General features: G+C 66.1%; 23 protein-coding genes. 14 read left to right on the forward strand and 9 right to left on the reverse strand.

The features are described 5' to 3' along the window. On the forward strand, positions 1–618 hold a 618-nt coding region (gene tatC / locus ACREB7_RS13565; protein ID WP_431592805.1), incomplete at its 5' end, for a twin-arginine translocase subunit TatC. A 21-nt stretch (positions 619–639) separates the two neighbouring features. Here tatC and ACREB7_RS13570 read toward each other — a convergent pair. Then, on the reverse strand, positions 640–735 hold the full coding sequence (locus ACREB7_RS13570) for an entericidin A/B family lipoprotein (protein WP_431592831.1): 96 nt from the start codon (positions 733–735) through the stop codon (positions 640–642). A 254-nt stretch (positions 736–989) separates the two neighbouring features. Then, positions 990–2417 carry a magnesium transporter gene (gene mgtE, locus ACREB7_RS13575; protein WP_431592806.1) on the reverse strand — a complete coding sequence of 476 codons (1428 nt, stop codon included), beginning with the start codon at positions 2415–2417 and terminating at the stop codon, positions 990–992. Between the two features lie 134 nt (positions 2418–2551). Between mgtE and ACREB7_RS13580 the strand changes: the two genes are divergently transcribed. Beyond that, positions 2552–3001, forward strand: a complete 450-nt coding sequence (locus ACREB7_RS13580) for a peptidylprolyl isomerase (protein WP_431592807.1) — start codon at positions 2552–2554, stop codon at positions 2999–3001. A 33-nt stretch (positions 3002–3034) separates the two neighbouring features. Here the strand turns inward: ACREB7_RS13580 and ACREB7_RS13585 are convergent, their stop codons facing one another. Further along, the gene (locus tag ACREB7_RS13585; protein WP_431592808.1) at positions 3035–4159 is read right to left on the reverse strand and encodes an NAD(P)H-dependent flavin oxidoreductase; all 1125 of its coding nucleotides are present in this window, start codon (positions 4157–4159) and stop codon (positions 3035–3037) included. 106 nt (positions 4160–4265) lie between these two features. Here ACREB7_RS13585 and nadC point away from each other — a divergent pair, with 106 nt between their 5' ends. The 3 genes from nadC to ACREB7_RS13600 all read left to right on the forward strand — a co-directional run bounded on the left by nadC (position 4266) and on the right by ACREB7_RS13600 (position 6150). Then, a complete protein-coding gene (gene nadC / locus ACREB7_RS13590) occupies positions 4266–5111 on the forward strand; it encodes a carboxylating nicotinate-nucleotide diphosphorylase (protein WP_431592809.1) in 846 nt (281 codons plus the stop codon). Then, complete coding sequence (locus ACREB7_RS13595) at positions 5098–5820, forward strand: ribonuclease T2 family protein (RefSeq protein WP_431592810.1); 723 nt, start codon at positions 5098–5100, stop codon at positions 5818–5820. Before nadC ends, ACREB7_RS13595 begins: the two co-directional genes overlap by 14 nt. Before the next feature lie 93 nt (positions 5821–5913). Then, positions 5914–6150, forward strand: a complete 237-nt coding sequence (locus tag ACREB7_RS13600) for a hypothetical protein (protein WP_431592811.1) — start codon at positions 5914–5916, stop codon at positions 6148–6150. Between the two features lie 183 nt (positions 6151–6333). On the opposite strand, the gene ACREB7_RS13605 is transcribed toward ACREB7_RS13600, so the two are convergent. Beyond that, positions 6334–7629, reverse strand: a complete 1296-nt coding sequence (locus tag ACREB7_RS13605; RefSeq protein WP_431592812.1) for an MFS transporter — start codon at positions 7627–7629, stop codon at positions 6334–6336. Between the two features lie 135 nt (positions 7630–7764). Here ACREB7_RS13605 and pgsA point away from each other — a divergent pair, with 135 nt between their 5' ends. Genes pgsA through ACREB7_RS13620 form a run of 3 tightly spaced genes read left to right on the forward strand, consistent with a single transcriptional unit; the run spans position 7765 to position 9036 of the window. Next, on the forward strand, positions 7765–8337 hold the full coding sequence (gene pgsA / locus ACREB7_RS13610; protein WP_431592813.1) for a CDP-diacylglycerol--glycerol-3-phosphate 3-phosphatidyltransferase: 573 nt from the start codon (positions 7765–7767) through the stop codon (positions 8335–8337). Positions 8338–8341: 4 nt separating this feature from the next. Further along, a complete protein-coding gene (moaD, locus tag ACREB7_RS13615; RefSeq protein WP_431592814.1) occupies positions 8342–8599 on the forward strand; it encodes a molybdopterin converting factor subunit 1 in 258 nt (85 codons plus the stop codon). Further along, positions 8596–9036 (forward strand): molybdenum cofactor biosynthesis protein MoaE, encoded by a 441-nt coding sequence (locus tag ACREB7_RS13620; RefSeq protein ID WP_431592815.1) that lies wholly within the window; start codon positions 8596–8598, stop codon positions 9034–9036. The genes moaD and ACREB7_RS13620 overlap by 4 nt, the downstream gene beginning before the upstream one ends. Before the next feature lie 104 nt (positions 9037–9140). Here ACREB7_RS13620 and ACREB7_RS13625 read toward each other — a convergent pair whose 3' ends face one another. After that, positions 9141–10046, reverse strand: a complete 906-nt coding sequence (locus tag ACREB7_RS13625; protein WP_431592832.1) for a hydrogen peroxide-inducible genes activator — start codon at positions 10044–10046, stop codon at positions 9141–9143. Positions 10047–10182: 136 nt separating this feature from the next. Here ACREB7_RS13625 and ACREB7_RS13630 point away from each other — a divergent pair, with 136 nt between their 5' ends. After that, complete coding sequence (locus ACREB7_RS13630) at positions 10183–10650, forward strand: hypothetical protein (RefSeq protein WP_431592816.1); 468 nt, start codon at positions 10183–10185, stop codon at positions 10648–10650. Here the strand turns inward: ACREB7_RS13630 and trmFO are convergent. Continuing rightward, the gene (gene trmFO / locus ACREB7_RS13635) at positions 10647–11993 is read right to left on the reverse strand and encodes a methylenetetrahydrofolate--tRNA-(uracil(54)-C(5))-methyltransferase (FADH(2)-oxidizing) TrmFO (RefSeq protein ID WP_431592817.1); all 1347 of its coding nucleotides are present in this window, start codon (positions 11991–11993) and stop codon (positions 10647–10649) included. The genes ACREB7_RS13630 and trmFO overlap by 4 nt on opposite strands. 77 nt (positions 11994–12070) lie before the next feature. On the opposite strand from trmFO, the gene ACREB7_RS13640 reads away from it, so the two are divergent. Beyond that, entirely contained in the window at positions 12071–12742 is a 672-nt protein-coding gene (locus ACREB7_RS13640; protein ID WP_431592818.1) for a lysoplasmalogenase family protein, read from the forward strand. Here ACREB7_RS13640 and ACREB7_RS13645 read toward each other — a convergent pair. Continuing rightward, on the reverse strand, positions 12739–13581 hold the full coding sequence (locus ACREB7_RS13645; RefSeq protein WP_431592819.1) for a TauD/TfdA dioxygenase family protein: 843 nt from the start codon (positions 13579–13581) through the stop codon (positions 12739–12741). The genes ACREB7_RS13640 and ACREB7_RS13645 overlap by 4 nt on opposite strands. Before the next feature lie 164 nt (positions 13582–13745). On the opposite strand from ACREB7_RS13645, the gene ACREB7_RS13650 reads away from it, so the two are divergent. The 3 genes from ACREB7_RS13650 to ACREB7_RS13660 all read left to right on the forward strand — a co-directional run bounded on the left by ACREB7_RS13650 (position 13746) and on the right by ACREB7_RS13660 (position 15880). After that, positions 13746–14126, forward strand: coding sequence for a glycine zipper 2TM domain-containing protein (locus tag ACREB7_RS13650; RefSeq protein ID WP_431592820.1), 381 nt, complete (start codon positions 13746–13748; stop codon positions 14124–14126). 184 nt (positions 14127–14310) lie between these two features. Continuing rightward, the gene (locus tag ACREB7_RS13655; RefSeq protein ID WP_431592821.1) at positions 14311–14871 is read left to right on the forward strand and encodes a peroxiredoxin; all 561 of its coding nucleotides are present in this window, start codon (positions 14311–14313) and stop codon (positions 14869–14871) included. Beyond that, a complete protein-coding gene (locus ACREB7_RS13660; RefSeq protein ID WP_431592822.1) occupies positions 14855–15880 on the forward strand; it encodes an MBL fold metallo-hydrolase in 1026 nt (341 codons plus the stop codon). Before ACREB7_RS13655 ends, ACREB7_RS13660 begins: the two co-directional genes overlap by 17 nt. Before the next feature lie 33 nt (positions 15881–15913). Here the strand turns inward: ACREB7_RS13660 and ACREB7_RS13665 are convergent, their stop codons facing one another. Together ACREB7_RS13665 and gyrA are read right to left on the reverse strand one after the other, a co-directional pair. After that, positions 15914–16222, reverse strand: a complete 309-nt coding sequence (locus tag ACREB7_RS13665; RefSeq protein ID WP_431592823.1) for a DUF952 domain-containing protein — start codon at positions 16220–16222, stop codon at positions 15914–15916. Next, a complete protein-coding gene (gyrA, locus tag ACREB7_RS13670; RefSeq protein ID WP_431592833.1) occupies positions 16219–18894 on the reverse strand; it encodes a DNA gyrase subunit A in 2676 nt (891 codons plus the stop codon). The genes ACREB7_RS13665 and gyrA overlap by 4 nt, the downstream gene beginning before the upstream one ends. A gap of 290 nt (positions 18895–19184) precedes the next feature. Here gyrA and ACREB7_RS13675 point away from each other — a divergent pair, with 290 nt between their 5' ends. Further along, a complete protein-coding gene (locus tag ACREB7_RS13675) occupies positions 19185–20396 on the forward strand; it encodes a hypothetical protein (protein WP_431592824.1) in 1212 nt (403 codons plus the stop codon). The last annotated feature ends 32 nt before the right edge of the window (positions 20397–20428 follow it).

The following is a 20428-nucleotide window of genomic DNA, read 5'->3' on the forward strand; positions in this document are numbered from 1 at the left end:
GGGCAGGGCAAGCTGGTCTATACGCAGCTTTTCGAGGCGTTTTTTGTCGAAGTGAAGGTGGCGCTGTTCGCGGCGACGATGATTGCCTTTCCGGTGATCGCCAATCAGCTGTGGAAATTTGTCGCGCCCGGCCTCTATCGCAAGGAAAAGCGCGCGCTGCTGCCCTTCCTCTTTGCAACGCCCATCCTGTTCACGGTGGGCGCCTGTTTCGCCTATTTCATCACCATTCCTTTGGCGCTGAAATTCCTGCTCGGGTTTCAGGGCAATGTCGGCGGGGTGACGCAGGAAGCGCTGCCTTCGGTCGGCAATTATCTCAGCTTCATCATGCAGTTCGTGATGGCGTTCGGGATCGCCTTCCTGCTGCCGATCCTGCTGATGCTGCTCGAACGCTCGGGCATCGTGACGCGCGAGCAACTCGTGTCGGCGCGGCGTTACATGATCGTCGCGGCGTTCGCGATCGCGGCGGTCGCGACGCCGCCCGATATCCTCAGCCAGTTCCTGCTCGCGGTGCCGCTGATCCTGCTCTACGAAGTCTCGATCTTCGCGATCTGGTTTACCCAGCGCCGACGCAAAACAGGCGCCGAAACGGCGCCTGTCGAACCTCTCGAAGAGGTTTAGGGTAAGCGGATCAGGACCCGACTATTTGATGGCGTCTTCGCCAGCTTTGCCGACCGACTCGATGTCGCGACCGGCACCCTTTACGGTGTTGCAACCAGCGACCAGAAAGCTAGCCATCAACGCCAGAATGATTGCGCGAAAACTCGTCATGTCTCTCACCTCTTTTTGGGGGATGCAAAATGGCCCGGAGCGCTTCGAGGGGGGGGGGAGGGAATACGCACCGGGCCAATGTTGCTGAGCAGCGCTGCGGGGGGGCGATGACCGCTGCTCGATTGGGAAACGGCCCAGCCGGGCGATAAGTTCCAAAAAAAGTTGCGGCCTATGCGATTTTTTCGATGTTTTTTGAATCAGTCGAGATTCCAGCGAGTTGCTTAGCCCATCGCCGTAAGACCGCTCAGCACGGCAAGGCCGAGGAACGAGAAAAATCCCATGACGTCGGTCAAGGTGGTCACGAAAACTGCGGACGATACCGCCGGATCGACATCGAATCGATCGAGCGTCACGGGCACCAATATTCCGGCGAGGCCTGCAACCAGATTGTTGATCAGCATCGCCGCGGCAATCACGGCCCCAAGCAACGGGTTGCCAAAGATCAGTGCGGTGCCGATTCCGATCAGCACACCCAGCGCCAGGCCGTTGACGACCGCGATGCGAAACTCGCGGAATATCATGCGCAGGGAGTTGGAGGCGGTGAGCTGGTTGGTCGCAATCGCTCGCACGGTCACGGCCAAGGTTTGCGTTCCCGCATTGCCCCCCATTCCCGAGACGATCGGCATCAGAACCGCGAGCAATGCAAATTGGGCGATGGCACCCTCGAAAACGCCGACCACCGACGCGGCCAGCATCGCGGTGCCCAGATTGACGATCAGCCAGCTGAGCCGGGTACGGATTGTCATCGCGATCGGTTCGTTGATATCGCCATCGCCGGCGCCCGACAGGCGCAAGATATCCTCGCCCGCTTCTTCCTGGATGATATGGACAACGTCATCGACGGTGATCATGCCGACCAGTCGTCCGGCGCGGTCGACCACCGCCGCCGAAATCAGCGCATATTTCTGGAATCGCAGCGCGACCTCTTCCTGGTCCATGTCGACCGGGATCAGCGTCTGTTCGCGCTTCATCACGTCGCTGATCGCAATGTCGCGCGGCGTGCGCAATATCCAGCTGAGCTGGCAGGTGCCGACCGGCTTGTGCATCGGGTCGACGACAAAGATTTCCCAGAAATCGCTCGTCAGGTCGATATCTTCGCGCAGCCGGTCGATGACGTCGCCGACGGTGACATGTTCGGGCACCGCAACGAGGTCGCGCTGCATCAGGCGGCCGGCGGACTCCTCGGGAAAGGAGAGCGCGTCTTCGATCGCCGCCCGATCCTCGGGCTCCATCGCGTCGAGAACGGCCTGCTGGTCGTCGGCTTCCATATCCTCGATGATCGCGACGGCGTCGTCGGTATCCATCTCGGAGGCGAGTTCGGCGACCTGCTCGGGCGCGAGGAGGTCGATCAGTTCCTCGCGGACATAGTCGTTCATCTCCGCGAGCACGTCGGCGGATAGAAGGTCGCCGAGGACGGCGGCGAGCATCGGCCGCTCGTCGGCGCGCGCGAGTTCGAAAAGGTCGGCGATGTCGGCTGGGTGCAGACGGCCGATCCGCTCGCGTGCGGCTTCGGCCTCACCCGATTCGGCGAGATCGATGACGTCGCGGACGAATTCGGGCTTCAGCCGGTCGTCCTCGTCGAGTTCGGTCTCGCGATCCTCGTCGATCAGCACATCGTCAGGGGGCAGGGAATCTTCGCGTTTGTCCATCGCGCGGTCCTCCCTGTCTTGCGGCGCCGAGACGGCCCTGGCTGGCCGTGCCTTCCCCTAGTCCGGGAAATTATGCGTGGCAATGCCGCCGCCGCCCGCTATGGGACCGCCAGCATCCCTCCACAGGAGTTTTTATGTCCGATCAGACCCTCACCCTGTCGCTGTCGACCGGCGATGTCGTCATCCGCCTGCGCCCCGACCTTGCGCCGCTGCATGTCGAGCGGATCAGCCAGCTCGCCAGCGAAGGCTTTTACGATGGCGTCGTGTTTCACCGCGTGATCCCTGGCTTCATGGCGCAGGGCGGCGATCCGACCGGTACCGGCATGGGCGGCAGCCCGCTTCCCGACCTGCCGCAGGAATTCAACGCCGAGCCGCATGTTCGCGGCGTGTGTTCGATGGCGCGCTCGCAGAACCCGAACAGCGCGAACAGCCAGTTCTTCATCTGCTTCGACGACGCGCGCTTCCTCGACAAGCAGTATACCGTTTGGGGCGAAGTGATCGAAGGCATGGAAAATGTCGACGCGCTGCCGAAGGGCGAGCCGCCGCGCGAACCCGGCAAGATCGTTACGGCGACCGTCAGCTGATCCAAGAAAATCCCCGCTTCGGCGGGGATTTTTTTAGTCGCCGATAAAGCCGTTCAGCCGTTCGCAGGCGGCGATCCAGTCGGTCTTGAACTCCTGGACGACCTGTCCGGCGCCCATCGCCTCGTTCATCAACCCGACTCCCTGACCGACCCAATAGGTCGCGAGGTGCTTGGCGCCCTCGTGACCGCCCTCGGACAATTTATCGACCTTGCGCAGCGCGGGTTCGCTGACCAGCGACTGGAGCGGCATCGGCAGCGGTTTGGGCGCGCCTTCGGCTTCCCAGGCATCGGTCCAGGGCGAGCGGAGCTGACGCGAGGGTTTGCCGGTACGGCTCTTCGAGCGCACCGTGTCGCGCGACGAGGCGGCGAGCATCTTTTCCTTCACCACCGGATTGGTCTCTGCCTCGGCGGTGGTTAGCCACACCGAGCCGGTCCAGGCACCATGTGCGCCCATCGCCATCGCGGCGGCCATCTGTCGACCGGTGACGATGCCGCCCGCCGCGAGGATCGGCGTGGTTGCGCCAATGGCTTCGACTGCGGCGGCGACTTCGGGGACGAGCACCATCGTCGCGACTTCGCCGCAATGGCCCCCGGCTTCACCGCCTGCGACCACGAGGATATCGACCCCGGCGCGAACCTGCGCGAGCGCATGGTCACGCGTGCCGACGAGTGCGGCGACGGGGACGTCGTTGCGCTTGCCGAGTTCGAGCATCAGCGGCGGGGGCACGCCGAGCGCGTTGGCGATCAGTGCGATCGGGTGGCGGAAGGCGACTTCGAGCAGCGCGGCGGCGCCGGTATCGGTCATATTGTCGCCGAGGCTGGAGCTGACTCCGGCAAGGCTGTCGCTCTCGACACCATGCTTTTCGAGGAGGCCCGCGACGAAGGCTTTATGCTCGTCGGGGATCGGCGGCAGCGCCGCATTCTCTTCGCCCTTGCCGGCGAAGCTGTTGGGGACGATCAGGTCGACGCCATAGGGCCTGCCGCCGATATGCTCGTCGATCCACGCGAGTTCTTCCTCCAGCCGCTCGGGGGGGATGCCGGCGGCGCCGAAGACGCCCATGCCGCCGGCTTTCGATACCGCGACGACGACGTCGCGGCAGTGCGAGAAGGCGAGGAGGGGGAATTCGATGCCGAGCATCGCGCAAATGGGGGATAGCATTGGACCTCTCCGGATGTTGGCTAAAGTGCCACGTAGCGTGCATGTCAGCGCTAGTTTACGTAAACGTCAAGTTGATTTGCGCGGGGCTCCGTTTATCGCGGGTCGCATGAGCGATTTTTCCTTGCCCGGCTTCGACCTCGACGCCTTCGTCCGCGCCACTTTTGCCGAAGATCTGGGGGCGGGGGGCGATATCACCTCGCTGGCCGTGATCCCCGCCGACGCGCGCTTCAGCGGGGTGATGGACAGCCGCGACGCGATCACCGTCGCGGGGCTGCCGATCGCCGAAGCTTTCTTTCGCGCGCTCGATCCTGTCATGGAGATCGAAATCCTGGTCGCAGAAGGCGCGCAGGTGCCCGCCGGGACCGACCTGATGCGCCTGTCGGGCAATGCGCGGGCGATGCTCACCGCCGAGCGCTCGGCGCTGAATACCGTGCAGCATCTGTCGGGCATCGCGACGATGACGCGTGAGTATGTCGACGCGCTCGCCGGCGGCGCGACGCTGCTCGATACGCGCAAGACGATCCCCGGCCTGCGCGTGCTGGAAAAATATGCGACGCGGATGGGCGGCGCGACCAACCATCGCATGGGCCTGTGGGACGCGGCGATGATCAAGGACAATCATGTCGCGGTCGCCGGGTCGGTCGAGGAAGCGGTGCGCCGCGCCGTCGATGCCGGAATCGCGAACATCATCGTCGAGGTCGATCGCGTCGACCAGGTCGAACCCGCGCTGAGCGCGGGCGCGACGCACCTGCTGCTCGACAATATGGGGCTCGATGCGCTGCGCGAGTCGGTGGCGATCGTCGCCGGACGGGTGCCGACCGAGGCGTCGGGCGGGGTACGGCTCGACACGATCCGCGCCATCGGCGCGACGGGGGTGACCTATGTGTCGGTCGGGCGGCTGACCCAGTCGGCGCCGGCGGCCGACATCGGGCTCGATTTTGCGCTGGCCTGAGGCTGCTGCGGCGGCGCTGCTGGCGCTCGTTCCCACGACGACCTTCGCGCAGGCCGCATCCTGCGTCGCGCCCGACCGCACCGTCATCCCGCGCCTCGAACAGCCGAAGCGCGGCGAGCCGGTGCGCAACCCGCCGATCGCCGGCTACCTCCTGAGCCTGAGCTGGTCGCCCGAGCATTGCGCGGGGGTGCGCAACGTGAAGGACGCGCGCGACCGGTTCCAATGTTCGGGCGAGAATGGGCGTTTCGGCTGGGTGCTCCACGGACTGTGGCCCGAGGCGGCGACCCCCGGCTATCCGCAATGGTGCCGCCCGGCGAAGATCGTGCCGCAACCGGTGCTGCGCCGGAACATGTGCATGACCCCCTCGGCGCAGTTGTTGCAGCATGAATGGGCGAAGCACGGCACCTGCATGAGCCCCGATCCGGCCTCCTATTTCCGCGCCGCCGAAATATTGTTCCGCACCGTGAACTTCCCCGACATGACGGCGCTGGCGGCCAGGCCGCAGACGGCGGGGTCGATCCGCCGGGCGTTCGTCGCACGCAATCGCGGCATCCGGCCCGAGATGCTGGCGGTGGCGACCGACAGGGACGGCTGGCTGTCGGAGGTGCGCTATTGCCTCGGTCCGCGCATGAAGCCCCAGCGCTGTTTGCCGTTCCAGCGCGGGCTGGCGGACAAAAGGGCGGTGAAGGTGCGGCCGATGCCGCGTTAACGCTTCCGGGGCCGCGCGTCCCCCGGCGGGACAGCCGGGCGTTAACGATTTTTTAACCTTATCGACTCGTTAACGGCGGCCTAGCTTGGGGGCATGAACGACTTCGACCCCGAACTCCGCATCGATATCCGCGACCGGCTGCGGGCGCATGGCAGCCGCCAATTGGTCATCGCGCGCATGCAGGCGCCGGCCGATTGGGAAGGCGCGCTGCGCCACGAGATCGCACAGCATCGGCGGCCACAGCCCCTGATCGTCGGGTCGAGCGACTTCAAGCTGTTCCTGCAGAGCTTTTTGATCTTTTTCACCGCGACGATGATGTTTTTGATCTGAGGGCGGGTTTCGGACGAAACGCGACGCTCGCGTAAACCACCTCCGTCACCCCGGGCTTGACCCGGGGCCTGCCTTTTCTTTGACCCGACGTTGAAAGAAGGAAGGCGGGTCCCGGGTCAAGCCCGGGGTGACGGTGAAATAGGCGTCCGCTTTCCGCCCCAGAGCTGACTTCGGTAATCCGCTCTAATCGCACGCCCGGTGCAGCTTCACCGCCAGCCAGGCCGAAATCAGGCACATCACCGCGCTCATCAAGAGCTGGTCGACGACGCCGATCCCTGCGAAGCCCAGCCCGATCGCGAGCAGCGAGCCCGCGACCATTGCGCCCGAGTTGACGATGTTGTTCGCCGCGACGGTGCGCGCGGTCTGGTCCTTGGGGACGGTGGTGGTCAGAAAGGCGTAGAGCGGCACGACGAACATGCCGCCGCTGATCGCGATGCCGAGCAGACTGGCGAGCAGCGGGATGACGTCATTGTGCGCGAGCAGGCCTGACACGCCGTACATCACGCCGGCCGGATCCTGTTCCCAATTGCGGCACACCCAATAGAAGGCGAGCACGAAGCCGCCCATCACGATGACGCTGGCGGGGCTGTATTTCGCCGAGACCTGCCCCTTGAGCAGGCGGTTGACCGCGACCGAGCCGATCGCGATGCCGATCGAGAAGACCGCGAGGAACAGGCTGGCGACGCTTTTGTCGGCGTGGAGGATGTTCTTCACCAGCGGCGGGAACTGGATGAACAGCACCGCGCCGATCGTCCAGAAAAAGCTGATCGACAGGATTGCGAGATAGAGGCGGCGGATGTGCATCGTGCCGCTGACCAGCGCGACCGACGAGCGGATGATGTGCCAGTCGATCCCGCGCTCCTCATGCTCGGGCGGGGCGGGGGGCACTTTCTGGGCGGTCCAGTAGCCGAGGGCGGCGACGAGCACGACGCCGAGGGCGGCCCATTCGACGTCGATCACCCCGGCGAGGATCGTCCCGGCGAGGATCGCGATATAAGTCCCGGCCTCGACCAGTCCGGTGCCGCCGAGCACCTCTTCGCTTTTCAGATGTTGCGGCAGGATCGCATATTTGATCGGCCCGAAGAAGGTCGAGTGGATGCCCATCGCGAACAGCGCGAGCATCATCAGCGGGATGGCGACCAGCTGAACCCCCCAGCCCATCCAGGCGAGCACCAGTCCGGCACCGCCGACGAGCATGATGATGATTTCGCAGAATTTGACGATGCGGATGATTCGCGCCTTGTCGCGCGTATCGGCCAATTGTCCCGACAGCGCCGAGAGCAGGAAGAAGGGCAGGATGAACACCGCCGTCGCGACCGCGCTGAACAGGGTTTCCTGCGTTTCGTCGTTGTAGACGCCGTAGACGACGAACAGCACCATGGCGTTCTTGAACAGATTGTCGTTGAAGGCGCCGAGCAGCTGGGTGACGAAGAGGGGCAGGAACCGGCGTTGCTTCAACAGCGCAAAAGAGCCGGTCATGCGTGGTCCCATCCCGTTAAAAATCGCGCGATTGCCATGCACCCACCGGGGCAATTTGGTTGTCGCCGGGCGGGCTTATCGGCTAGGGACAGCAGGGTCAAAGCCAAAAGGCCGCGCGAGCGGGAAACAGGGGTCATGCTCAGCCTTCCGAATATCCTGACGCTGTCGCGCATCCTGGCGGTGCCCATCTTGCTGTTCCTGCTGTGGCCGGGGGTGGTCGAAGGGTCGATGCAGCCGAAGCCGATCGACTATGCGCTCGCCTTTGTCCTCTACTGCCTGATGGGCATTACCGATTATTTTGACGGCTATGTGGCCCGCTCGCGCGGCATCGTGTCGCGGCTCGGCGCCTTCCTCGATCCGATCGCCGACAAGATCATGATCGCGGCGGTGATCCTGCTGCTCGTCTTCACCCGCGATATCACCGGCTATCATGTCATTGCCGCGCTGATGATCCTGCTGCGCGAGATCATCGTGTCGGGGCTGCGCGAATTTCTGGCGACCTTGCAGGTATCGATGCCGGTGACCCAGCTCGCGAAATGGAAGACGACGTTCCAACTGGTGGCGTTCGGCGCGCTGATCCTGGCCGGAGCCTTGCCCGCGATGGCGTGGATCAAGGTCGTCGGCCTGGTGTCGCTGTGGGGCGCCGCCGTGCTGACGCTGATTACCGGCTGGGACTATCTGCGCGTCGGCCTCAAACATATGGATTGAGCATATGGCTCTGAAGCTGAGCTATTTCGCCTGGGTGCGCGAGCGGATGGGGATCGCCGACGAGGCGGTCGCGCTTCCCGACGATGTGCGGACGGTCGCCGACCTGATCGCCTGGCTTGCCGCACGCGACGAAGCGGGGGCGCGCGCCTTTGCCGAACCGGCGCGAATCCGCGCCGCGGTGGACGGGCATATGGCGGGGCCGGGCGCCGTCGTCCCGCGCGGCGGCGAGGTCGCGCTGTTCCCGCCGGTGACGGGCGGATGATCCGCGTCGCGGTCCAGGCGGAAGCGATCGACGTCGCGGCGGAATATGGCGCGCATGATGCCGGCGGGCACGGCGCGAGCGCGAGCTTTGTCGGCCGGGTGCGCGGCGAGGGCGGCCTGGTCGAATTGTTCCTCGACCATCACCCCTTGCTCACCGCGAGCGGGCTCGAGGCTTTGGCGGCCGAGGCCGTAGCGCGCTGGAGCCTTGCCGCGCTGACGCTGATCCACCGCGTCGGGGGCATGGCGCCGGGCGAGACGATCGTGCTGGTGCTGGCGAGCAGCCCGCATCGCGGCGAGGCGCTGGCGGCGGTCGAGTTTCTGATCGACCGGCTGAAGACCGACGTGATGCTGTGGAAGCGCGAAGGTTTTGCCGACGGGCGGGTGGCGTGGGTCGAGCAGCGCGGCAGCGATCATGAGCGTGCCGAGCGGTGGGGCTAAGCTAAACTCCGTTTGTCTCGAGCGAAGTCGAGAGACGCCGGGTTCGCGCATGCCTTCACGTGTCTCGACTTCGCTCGACACGAACGGGTATTAGCGGTTCGAGATTATCCCGCCTTATGCTGCCGGAAAATGTCCGCGAGCATCTGAAACTCCTCCGCCCGCGGGCTGCCCTTGCGCCACACGAGCGCGATGGTGCGCCAGTCATGGTCGGAATCGAGCGGGCGGGTGTCGATGTCGGTGTGGTCGAGGATGCCGGCCTCGATCGCCATCTGCGGCAGCATCGTGATGCCGAGGCCGTTGTCGACCATCTGGACGAGCGTGTGGAGCGAGGTGCCCATCATCCGGGCGCCGGCGCGCAGTTCGGGGCGATTGCATGCGGCGAGCGCATGATCCTTCAGGCAATGGCCATCCTCGAGCATCAGCATCTGCGCGGGGTCGATCTGGTCGGCGCTGACCATTGCGGGAAGGTCCTCGCTTTGGTCGCCGGGGAAGGCGACGAACAGCGCGTCGTCGAACAGATTCTCGGCCTCGACGTCGCCGCAGGCATAGGGGAGGGCGAGGAGGACGCAGTCGACCGCGCCATGGTGCAGCGACTCGCAGGCCTGCGCGCTCGGTTCTTCGCGCAGGAAGAGTTTGAGCGCGGGTCGTTCCTTGCGCAGCCGCGGCAGCAGGCCGGGAAGCAGGAAGGGCGCGATCGTCGGGATGACGCTCATGCGCAGTTCGCCGACCAGCGGCGCGGCGGCGGCGGCGGCCATGTCGGCAAGCTCCTCGGCCTCGCGCAATACGCGGTGCGCCTTGGCGACGATCGCGTTGCCGAGGGTGGTGAAGCGGACGACGCGGCGGGTGCGCTCGACGAGGGTCTGGCCGAGCAAAGTCTCGAGTTCGCGGATGCCCGCCGACAGGGTCGACTGGGTGACGTTGCACGCGTCGGCGGCGCGGCCGAAATGGCCATGTTCGTGCAGCGCGACGAGATATTGCATCTGTTTGAGCGAGGGCAGGTAGTTTTGCATTGATCGGATATAGCAATCATCGGCGTGAATTTGAACAAGTTGTTCGATCATCGCTTTGGTCCGATCTGCGCCCGATGCGGTTGCGGCGGGCCGCATGTCCGTGATAGCCTTTGGCTCTTCGGGCGGAGGGGATGCTATGGCGGTTTCGCGGTTCCTGATCGGAGGTATCGCCAGCGCCCTGTTGCTGACCGGCGGCGTCTTCCTGTGGAAAGGCTATACGCAGATTGCCGCAGAAGAGGTGATCCCCGACGCGCCGCCCGATCCGGGGCCGATCCCGGTGGCGGCGGTGGGCGCGCCCAAGCGCGGGGCGGCGCCGCCCGAACTGCCCGCCGCCCGGGATGCGTCGCGCGAGGAGCGGCGCTTCAACCGCTACGACCGCGACCGCAACGAGAGCGTCAGCCGCATCGAGATGATGTCGACGCGCACCGCGGCGTTTCGCAAGCTCGACAAGGACGGCAATAATCTGCTGACCTTTGAGGAATGGGCGGCGGCGACGGGCGAGCGCTTCGCGGGGGCCGACAAGGACAAGTCGGGCGGGCTGAGCCGCGCCGAGTTTGCGACGACGGCGCCGAAGCGGGCGGCGGCGCCGAAGTGCAAATGCTAGGCTGAGACGCCCTCGGCGAGCTTCATCCATTCGGCGAGTTTTGTGCCGGCGCGCTGGGTGTAGCCGAGCTTGCGGTCCTTCTTGCGCACATCCTCGGCGAGCGGCGGGAACAGGCCGAAATTGACGTTCATCGGCTGGTAGCTCTTAGCATCGGCGCCGCCGGTGATATGGCCGAGCAGCGCGCCGAGCGCGGTTTCGGGCGGCGGCTGCGGAAGCGTGCGGCCACCGAGTTCAGCGGCGGCGAAGCGCGCGGCGACGAGGCCGATCGCGGCGCTTTCGACATAGCCTTCGCAGCCGGTGATCTGCCCCGCGAAACGAATGTGCGGGGCGGACTTCAGGCGAAGCTGGCCGTCGAGCAGTTCGGGCGAGCGGATGAAGCTGTTGCGGTGGAGGCCGCCGAGGCGTGCGAATTCGGCCTTTTCGAGGCCGGGGATGGTGCGGAACAGCTCGACTTGGGCACTATGTTTGAGCTTGGTCTGGAAGCCGACCATGTTCCACAAGGTGCCGAGGGCATTGTCCTGACGCAGCTGGACGACCGCATAGGGCCAGCGCCCGGTGCGCGGATTGTCGAGGCCGACACCCTTCATCGGGCCGAAGCGCAAGGTTTCGGGGCCGCGTTCGGCCATCACCTCGATCGGCATGCAACCTTCGAAATAGGGGGTGTTGGTCTCCCATTCCTTGAACTCGGTCTTGTCGCCGTCGACGAGTCCCTGGACGAAGGCGTGATATTGCTCCTTGTCCATCGGGCAGTTGATATAATCCTTGCCGTCGCCGATCGGGCCGACTTTGTCCCAGCGGCTGGCCATCCAGGCGACGTCCATGTCGACGCTGTCGCGGTAGACGATCGGGGCGATGGCGTCGAAAAAGGCGAGCGCGTCCTTGCCGGTCGCGGCGCCGATGCTGTCGGCGAGGCCGGCGGCGGTGAGCGGGCCGGTGGCGACGATGGTCAGGCCTTCCGAAGGCAGCGTGTCGATGCGTTCGCGGACGATGGTGATGTTCGGGTGGTTCTCCAGCGCGCGGGTGACGCCGCCCGAAAAGAGGTCGCGGTCGACGGCGAGGGCGGAACCGGCGGGGACCTTGTGGACATCGGCCTCGCGCATGATGATCGAGCCGAGGCTGCGCATCTCGCGGTGGAGGAGGCCGACGGCATTGCTGTCGCCATCGTCGCTGCGGAAGCTGTTCGAGCAGACCATCTCGGCGAGCGTGTCGCCCTGATGCGCCGGCGTCATGTCGCCGCCGCCGCGCATTTCGGACAGGCGGACGCGATAGCCGGCCTCGGCGAGTTGCCAGGCGGCTTCCGAGCCCGCGAGGCCGCCGCCGATGATGTGGATGTCGTGCGCCACTCTTTACCCTAATCGTTGACTTGCAGTTGGTCCGCCGCGCACTAGGCGCGTTGGGCACAAGATGCAAAGGGGGCGGTATGTCTGGTGTGAGCGGTTGGGATCGGGCGCGGTGGCTGTGGCTGGCGGCGCTGGTCGGCGGGATCAGCTATTTCTGGGCGGTGATCCAGCATCTCGACGGGCCGCTGATCTGGGCCTGGAAGACGTCGGGAGTGGCGCTGCTGGCGCTGTGGGCCGCCGCCAATGCGCGGAGCACCGACGGGTGGCTGATCGCGGCGGCGCTCGGCTTTGGGGCGCTGGGTGATTATCTGCTCGACGCGCTGGGTATGCTGCCGGGCGCGGCGGCGTTCGCTACCGGGCATCTGATCGCCATTGCGCTGTATCTGCGCAACCGTCGCAGCAGCCTCTCGCGATCGCAGACATTGCTGGTCTTCGGCGCCGTGCCGCTGGCGCTGGTCATCGCCTGGGGGCTGACGCGCGCCGCCGAACAGGGGCAGATGATTGCCGCGATCGCCTATACCGGCGGCGTCGCGGTCATGGCGGCGACGGCGTGGGCGAGCCGCTTTCCACGCTATCGCACCGGCATCGGCGCGATGCTGTTCCTCGCCAGCGACCTGTTCATCTTTGCGGGCGAGGGCGGAACATTGGCCAAGTCGGTGACGATGTGGCTGGTCTGGCCACTCTATTTCGGCGGGCAGGCGCTGATTGCCTGGGGCGTGGTCAGCACCCTGTCGAAGGAAGCGCGCGCCTAGCCGTCCCACGCCGCGATCGTCGTGCGGTGGAGCAGGCGGTCGTAGCCGTCGTAACCGCCGGTCGCGCGGTGGAGCACCGAGCGATTGTCCCACAGGATCAGCATGTCGGGCTCCCATGCGTGGTTGTACCGAAACTCCTCGCGGCCCTGCCACTGGATGAGGTCGTAGAGCAAAGGCAAGCCTTCGCTGTCGTCGAGTCCGTCGAAGCCGATGATATAGCCCGCGCAGCCGAACAGCCCTTTGCGGCCGGTTTCGGGGTGGTTGCGGATGAAGGGATGGAGCTGGGTGTCGAGCGCCTCGTCGCCCGAGACGATATCCATGCTGCGGTTCTTGTCCTTGGCGCCGTACATGCCCGAGGGAGCGTAACCGGCGCGGGCGCTGTGGACCGCCTGCAGCCCCTCGACCCGCGCGCGCAGATCGGCGGGCATCGCGTCGAGCGCGGCGTGCTGGTTCGCAAATTCGGTGTTGCCGCCGACCGGGGGGATGGTGATGCCGAACAGGCAGGTGCCGGCGGGCGGGCGGGCCTGAAAACTCCAGTCGCTGTGCCAGTTTTCGGCGAATAGCGGCGCGGTCTCGTCGGCGCGGCGCTTCACCGCGATGATATGCTCGCGGCCGGGGATCGGCCTGATGAAGGGATCGTCGCCGAAATCGCCGAAATATCGGGTGAAACGCTCGAGATCGTCGTCGCTCATCTTCTGGTCCGGGAAGGAGAGGACGTGGTGATCGAGCCAGGCGGTCCGGATGTCCGCGATCGTTTCGGGAGCGAGCGGCTGCGTCAGATCGACGCCGGTGATGCGGGCGCCACACGACTGGCCGCTGGGGGTGATGGTGAGCGTCATGGATCGATGCTGCGCCGTTTGCGGCGCGGGGTCAATCGGGTGCGGCAAGACGCCCCGAAAGCTGGCCGAGCCGAGGTGTCGGCGCCCGGGAGGCGGCGGCAGTTCAGCGCGACGCCATGTTGGCGCTTCTAATTTGGGCGAGGGGATCAACATGGAGAAGAGAGATGTTCCTGTTCAAAAAGCTGGCGTTGACGGCGCTGATCGGCGCGAGCGCCATCACCGCCTTGCCCGCCGAGGCCGATGCCCGCGACCGGCACCACCGCAATTCCTATCATGGTCATCGCGACCATGACCGGTATCGCGATTATCGAAGCGACGATCGGCGCGATTACCGCCGGGACTATCGGCGCAGCGATTATCGCGACCGCCGCTATTATTGCCGCCGGGGCAGCGGAACGACGGGCCTGATCATCGGGGGCGCGGCCGGCGCCTTGCTCGGTCGCGAAGTCGATCGTTATGGCGACCGCGTTCCCGGCACGATCATCGGCGGCGCCGCCGGGGCCTTGATCGGCCGCGAGATCGACCGCGGCGGTCGCCGCTGCTGACGCTGCGGCCTCGACCGATTGAACCATAGCCCTGAGCTCGTCGAAAGGCGCCTCACAGATAAGCGCCCTTCGGCGGGCTCAGGGCTACGGCGATTTGCTGCGCCGAAATTTCTTCTGCGCGCCGACGAATATCGGCTAGACTGGCGGCGGCGGCGTCCGGCCCGCCGTTCGTGGAGGTCGCCGCATGAAAGCCCTGATCAAGATCGCCTTGCCGCTGAGCCTCGGCGTATCGCTCGCCGTGTTGCCGATGCAGGGCATCGCCGCGCTCCAGCAGGGCGTCAAGGCTCCCGACTTCACGCTGAAAGCCGCGCAGGGCGGCAAGGAGTTCGACCTGTCGCTGAAGGCGACGCTGCGCAACGGGCCGGTCGTGCTCTATTTCTTTCCCGCCGCCTTCACGCCCGGCTGCACGGTCGAGGCGCATCTGTTTGCCGAAGCGAACGGCAAGTTCAACCAGCTCGGCGCGCGCGTCATCGGGGTGACGGCGGGCAATATCCACCGCGTCGCCGAATTCTCGCGATCGGAGTGCCGCGACAAATTCGCCGTCGCCGCCGATCCGGGCGCGAAGGTCGCGGCGAAATTCGACGCGACCATGCAGGGGCCGGACGGGGCGGCGCTGTCCAACCGCACATCCTATGTCATCGCCCCGAACGGGACGATCCTGCTGAGCTACACCGACAGCAAGCCGCAGGCGCATGTCGAAAAGACGATGGCCGCCATCCGCGCCTGGAATGCGCGGCGGCGCTGATCCGTATCGGGACGCGGCGCCGATCGTCATGGGCAACCGATATTATCAGGGGCCGGTTTCGGATCATTTCGATGGCACGCGCTTCCTCAATCCGGCGGGCGAACCCGAAACCGACCGGTCGTTCGGCGATCTCCTCCGCTGGCGCCGCAGCGCTCCCGACCATCGCTGGCCATCGTCGGTCGATGTCGTGCCCGTCGTCCCCGATGCCCGGGTGGATGGTCTGCGGGTCACGATGGTGGGCCATGCGACGCTGCTGATCCAGCTCGCCGGGCTCAATATCCTGACCGATCCGGTCTGGTCGGATCGCGCCAGCCCGGTCGCCTTCGCAGGGCCACGGCGCGTGACAGGGCCCGGTGTCGTGTTGGAGGCCTTGCCACCGATCGACGTCATCCTGCTGTCGCACAATCATTATGACCATCTCGACATGGCCGCGCTGCGCGCCTTGCACGCGCGGCACGATCCGCTGATCGTCACGCCGCTGGGCAATGACGTCATCATCCATGGCCGGATCCCCGACGCGCGGGTCGAGGTCGGCGATTGGGGCGATGCGGTCGCCATCGCGCCCGGTGCGACGGCGCATATCGTGCCCGCGCTGCACTGGTCGTCGCGCGGGCCGCGAGACCGCCGCATGGCCCTGTGGGGTGGATTCGTGGTCGAAGCGGCTGGCAAGCTGGTCTATTTCGCCGGCGATACCGGCTATGGCACCGGCAACGTCTTTCGCGCGATCGGGGCGCGTTTCGACGCGATCGACCTCGCGATCCTGCCGATCGGCGCTTATGATCCGCGCTGGTTCATGGCGGCGCAGCATTGCGACCCCGACGAGGCCGTCCGGATATTCGAAGATGTCGGGGCGAAGGCGGCGGTCGGCATGCATTGGGGCACGTTCAAGCTGACCGATGAGCCGCGCGACGATCCCGAACGCCGCCTCGCGGCGGCATTGAGCGCTCGCGGGATCGACCCCGGCCGTTTCATGGCCCTGCACCCGGCCGAGGTCGTCGATTTCCGCTAACCGGACGACCCGTCGGCGCCGGGGCGGGGCGGATCAGCCGCGTTGCTGCAGGCTGACCACCGCGTGGATTGGCAATTCGGCATAGATATGCGGGAAGAGCGCACCGCCGCGCGCGGGTTCCCAGCGGACCGCGTCGCCGAGCTGGAGCAGGTCCACCTCGGCGATCATCAGGCCGGCCTCGCCCGCAAAATATTTGGCGATCGTCTCTTCAAGCTGCTCGGCGGTCGACAGGTGGATATAGCCGTCGGCGATATCCACCGGCGCGCCGCGGAACACGCGTTCGCGTTCGAAATCGCTCCATTGCTGGGCGGTCAGAACCTTGAAGGCGGTCGCGGCGCTCATTCGCCCGCGCCGTCTGCGGCCGGTTCGGCGGCATCGTCGACCGGCGGCGCGGCCTCCCCGGCGTCGCTTTCGGGCGCGTCCTCGTCGCCGTCGCCGATCAGCGCCGCCGAGACGACATGTTCGTCATTGGCGACGTCGAACAGGCGCACACCCGCGCTGCCGCGGCCAATGACGCGCAGGCTGCCGAGGCCCATGCGGATCAGCTTGGCCTGGTCGGTGACGAGCATCAGCTGGTCGGCCTGCACCGCCGGGAAGCTCGCCACGACGAGGCCGTTGCGGCCGATATTGTCGATGTTGGTGATCCCCTGGCCGCCGCGACCGGTGCGGCGATATTCATAGGCCGAGGACATCTTGCCATAGCCGTTGGCGCAGATGGTCAGGATGAACTGTTCCTTTTCGGCCAGTTCGGCAAAACGCGCCTGGTCGCGCATCTCACCATCCTTCTCTGGTTTCCAGGGGGCGAAGCGCAGATATTCCTCGCGTTCCTCCTGGTCCTTGACGCCGACCCGCTGGAGGATCGAAAGCGAGATCACCTCGTCGCCGTCGGCGAGGCGCATGCCGCGCACGCCGGTCGAATTGCGGCTCTGGAATTCGCGCACGTCGTCGCCGGGGAAGCGGATCGCCTTGCCCTGACGGCTGGCGAGCAGCACATCGTCGCTCTCGTCGAGCAGCGCGACGCCGATCAGCCGGTCGTCCTCATCCTCGCCCTCGAATTTCATCGCGATCTTGCCGTTCGAGGGCACGTTGGTGAAAGCGTCCATGCTGTTACGACGCACATTGCCCTTGGCGGTTGCGAACATGACGTGGAGCTTGCCCCATTCATCCTCGTCCTCGGGCAGCGGCAGCACGGTCGAGATCGTCTCGTCCTTGCCGAGCGGCAGCAGGTTGATCATCGGCCGCCCGCGCGTCGCGGGCCCACCCTCGGGCAGGCGCCACACCTTCATGCGGTAGACCTTGCCGAGGGTCGAGAAGAACAGAACCGGGGTGTGCGTCGAGGTGACGAACAGCTCGGTGACGACATCCTCGTCCTTCGTCGCCATGCCGGCGCGGCCCTTGCCGCCGCGGCGCTGGGCGCGGAAGGTGTCGAGCGGAGTGCGCTTGATATAGCCGTCGAGGGTGACGGTGACGACCATCTCCTCGCGCTCGATCAGATCCTCGTCGTCGATGCCGTCGGCGGCGGGGGCGACGAGGGTGCGGCGCGGCTTGGCGAATTCGTCGCGCACCGCGATCAGTTCCTCGCGCATCACCGCATAGAGTTTTTCACGGTCGGCGAGGATGCTCAGAAGCTCCTCAATCTCGTCCGCCAGTTCCTTGAGTTCCTTGCCGATTTCGTCACGGCCGAGCGCGGTCAGGCGGTGCAGGCGGAGGTCGAGGATCGCCTTCACCTGCACTTCGGACAGGCGGTACGACGTGCTGTCGTCGAGCTCGCCGTCGATCGCCTCGACGAGGCGGATATAGGGGGCGATGTCGCCGATCGGCCATTCGCGCGTCAGCAGCGCGTCGCGCGCCGCCGCCGGGCTGGGCGAGCCGCGGATGATGCGGACGACCTCGTCGAGGTTGCTGACCGCGACGACGAGCCCGAGCAAGATATGCGCGCGGTCGCGCGCCTTGTTGAGCTCGAACTTGCAGCGGCGGGTGATCACTTCCTCGCGGAAGGCGATGAAGGCTTCGAGGATCGTCTTCAGCCCCATCATTTCGGGGCGGCCGCCGCGGATCGCGAGCATGTTGGCGGGGAAGCTCGACTGCGCGGGGGTGTGGCGCCACAGCTGGTTGAGCACGACCTCGGCGGTCGCGTCGCGCTTCAGCTCGATGACGACGCGCACGCCTTCGCGGTTCGATTCGTCGCGAATGTCGGCGACGCCTTCGATGCGCTTGTCGCGCGCCGCTTCGGCGATTTTTTCGACGAGGCCCGACTTGCCGACCTGGAAGGGGATGGCGGTCAGGACGATCGACTGGCGGTCGCCGCGGCCTTCCTCGATGATATGCCGCGCGCGCATCATAATCGAGCCGCGTCCGGTGGCATAAGCGAGGCGCGCGCCGCCCTGGCCCAGAATCAGCGGCCCGGTCGGGAAGTCGGGGCCGGGGATGATGTCCATCAATTCGTCGAGGGCGATCGCGGGATTGTCGATCGTCGCAAGCGTCGCGTCGATCACTTCGCCCAGATTGTGCGGCGGGATGTTGGTCGCCATGCCGACCGCGATGCCGCCCGCGCCGTTGACGAGCAGGTTCGGATAGCGGGCGGGGAGGACGGTGGGTTCGGATTCCGAGCCGTCATAGTTGGGCTGGAAATCGACCGTATCCTTGTCGAGATCGCCGAGCAGCGTGTTCGCGACCTTGGCGAGGCGCGATTCGGTGTAGCGCATCGCCGCCGGCGGATCGGGGTCCATCGAGCCGAAATTGCCCTGGCCGTCGACGAGCGGCACGCTCATCGACCAGTCCTGCGTCATGCGGGCGAGCGCGTCGTAGATCGAGCTGTCGCCATGCGGGTGATATTTACCCATGACGTCGCCGACGATGCGCGCCGATTTGCGATAGGGCTTGCCCGCGACATAGCCGCTTTCATAGGCCGAATAAAGAATACGCCGGTGCACCGGTTTCAGGCCGTCGCGCACGTCGGGCAGCGCGCGGCTGACGATCACGCTCATCGCGTAATCGAGGTAGGAGGTCTTCATTTCGTCGACGATGTTGATCGGCGAAATGCCGTCGTCGGGCGACGGCGTAGGCGTATTTTCTTCGGTCAAGACCCGGCCTTTTTTCTGCTTTTCGGGAGGTGGTTTTTGTCTAGCCGATGGGGCGGGCAAAGGCCAGCGATTCGGGCGATTTTGACGGGAATATTTCAGCGCCGAAATAGGGGCGTCGATCGCCGAACATGACGTCATGCGGCCGCAAATGCGGGACTTGCCAATCGCCCGCCCGCGCCTAAAGGTCGCGCGGTGACCATGGTTCCACCTTTCGGCCGCCGATGGCCCTGATCGCGCTGATCGGCGCCAGCGAGACACTGCCCGACGGCGGGCTGCGCGCGCTCGTCACCGTCGCGGGCGAGACGCTGATCGAACGGCAGGCGGCGCGGCTTGCCGATGTCGGGGTCGCCCATATCGCGATCGCGGTCGGCGCGGTGCCCGCCGATCTGCTCGCCACCTGCGACCGCATCCGCCGCCGCGGGGTGAAAGTGACCCCGGTGCGCGCCGCCGCCGACCTGCTCGCGCTGGTCGAGGGCGACGATCGCATCATCCTGGTCACCGACGGGCTGCAGGCGGGGGGCATGCATTATGCGGCCATCGCCAAGCCCGGGTCGCCCGCGATCCTGGTCACCGGCGACACCCCGCTGACCCAGAGTTTCGAACGCATCGACGCGAGGCGGCGCTGGGGCGGGCTGGCGAGCATTTCGGACCATATGGTGCGCGAACTGGCCGAGATGCCGGGCGAGTGGGATATGATCCTGACGCTGCTGCGGATGGCGGTGCAGTCGGGCGCGCGGCGGCTCTATTGCGAACCGGCGCTGTTCGAACAAGGCGATATCGCGATCGTCACCGACCGGCCGACGGCGGCGCTGCTCGAACAATCGAGCCTGCAGCAGGTCGAATATGGCGGCATGGGGTTGGGGCGGTCGGCGATTATGATGCCGATCATACGGTTGTTCGGGCCGTTGCTGGTGAAATCGCCCGCGACGGCGCGCTATCTGCCCTATGTCACCGGATTGCTGTGGGTGATCGTCGCGCTGCTCGCGGCGAGCGGGCTGGCGGCGGCGGGGGCGCTGGTCGCGGTGCTCGGCGGGTTGGGGCTCGCGGCGATGCGCTTCCTCTCGGCGTTCCGCGCCGAAAGCGTGGCGCAGGACCGGGTGCGCGAGGTGATCCGGACCTTTGCCTGGGTCTTGCTCGCGGTCTTTCCGTGGCTGCTGTCGCTGGCGGGCGCCGATCACCGGATGCCGCCCTTTTCGGAGGCGGCGCTGGCGCCGTGCCTGGCGGCGACGATCCTGCTCGCGCGCTGGCTCTATGAGGATTCGGGCGAGCGGCGGCGGTTTCACTGGCTGCTGCCCGATGCCGACCAGGCGTGGATGATGCTGGCGCCGGCGCTGATTTTCGGCGTTGCGCCGCTGATGTTCGCGATATTGCCGCTGCTGGCGTTGTTCCAGATCTTGCTCTGGCTGCGCCTCGCGCGGCGGCCGGCGGCCTGAGAAAACAAAGCGCTTCAAGGTTTAGCGCGCAT

It is taken from the genome of Sphingopyxis sp., assembly GCF_050725615.1.
Taxonomy (GTDB): Bacteria; Pseudomonadota; Alphaproteobacteria; order Sphingomonadales; family Sphingomonadaceae; genus Sphingopyxis.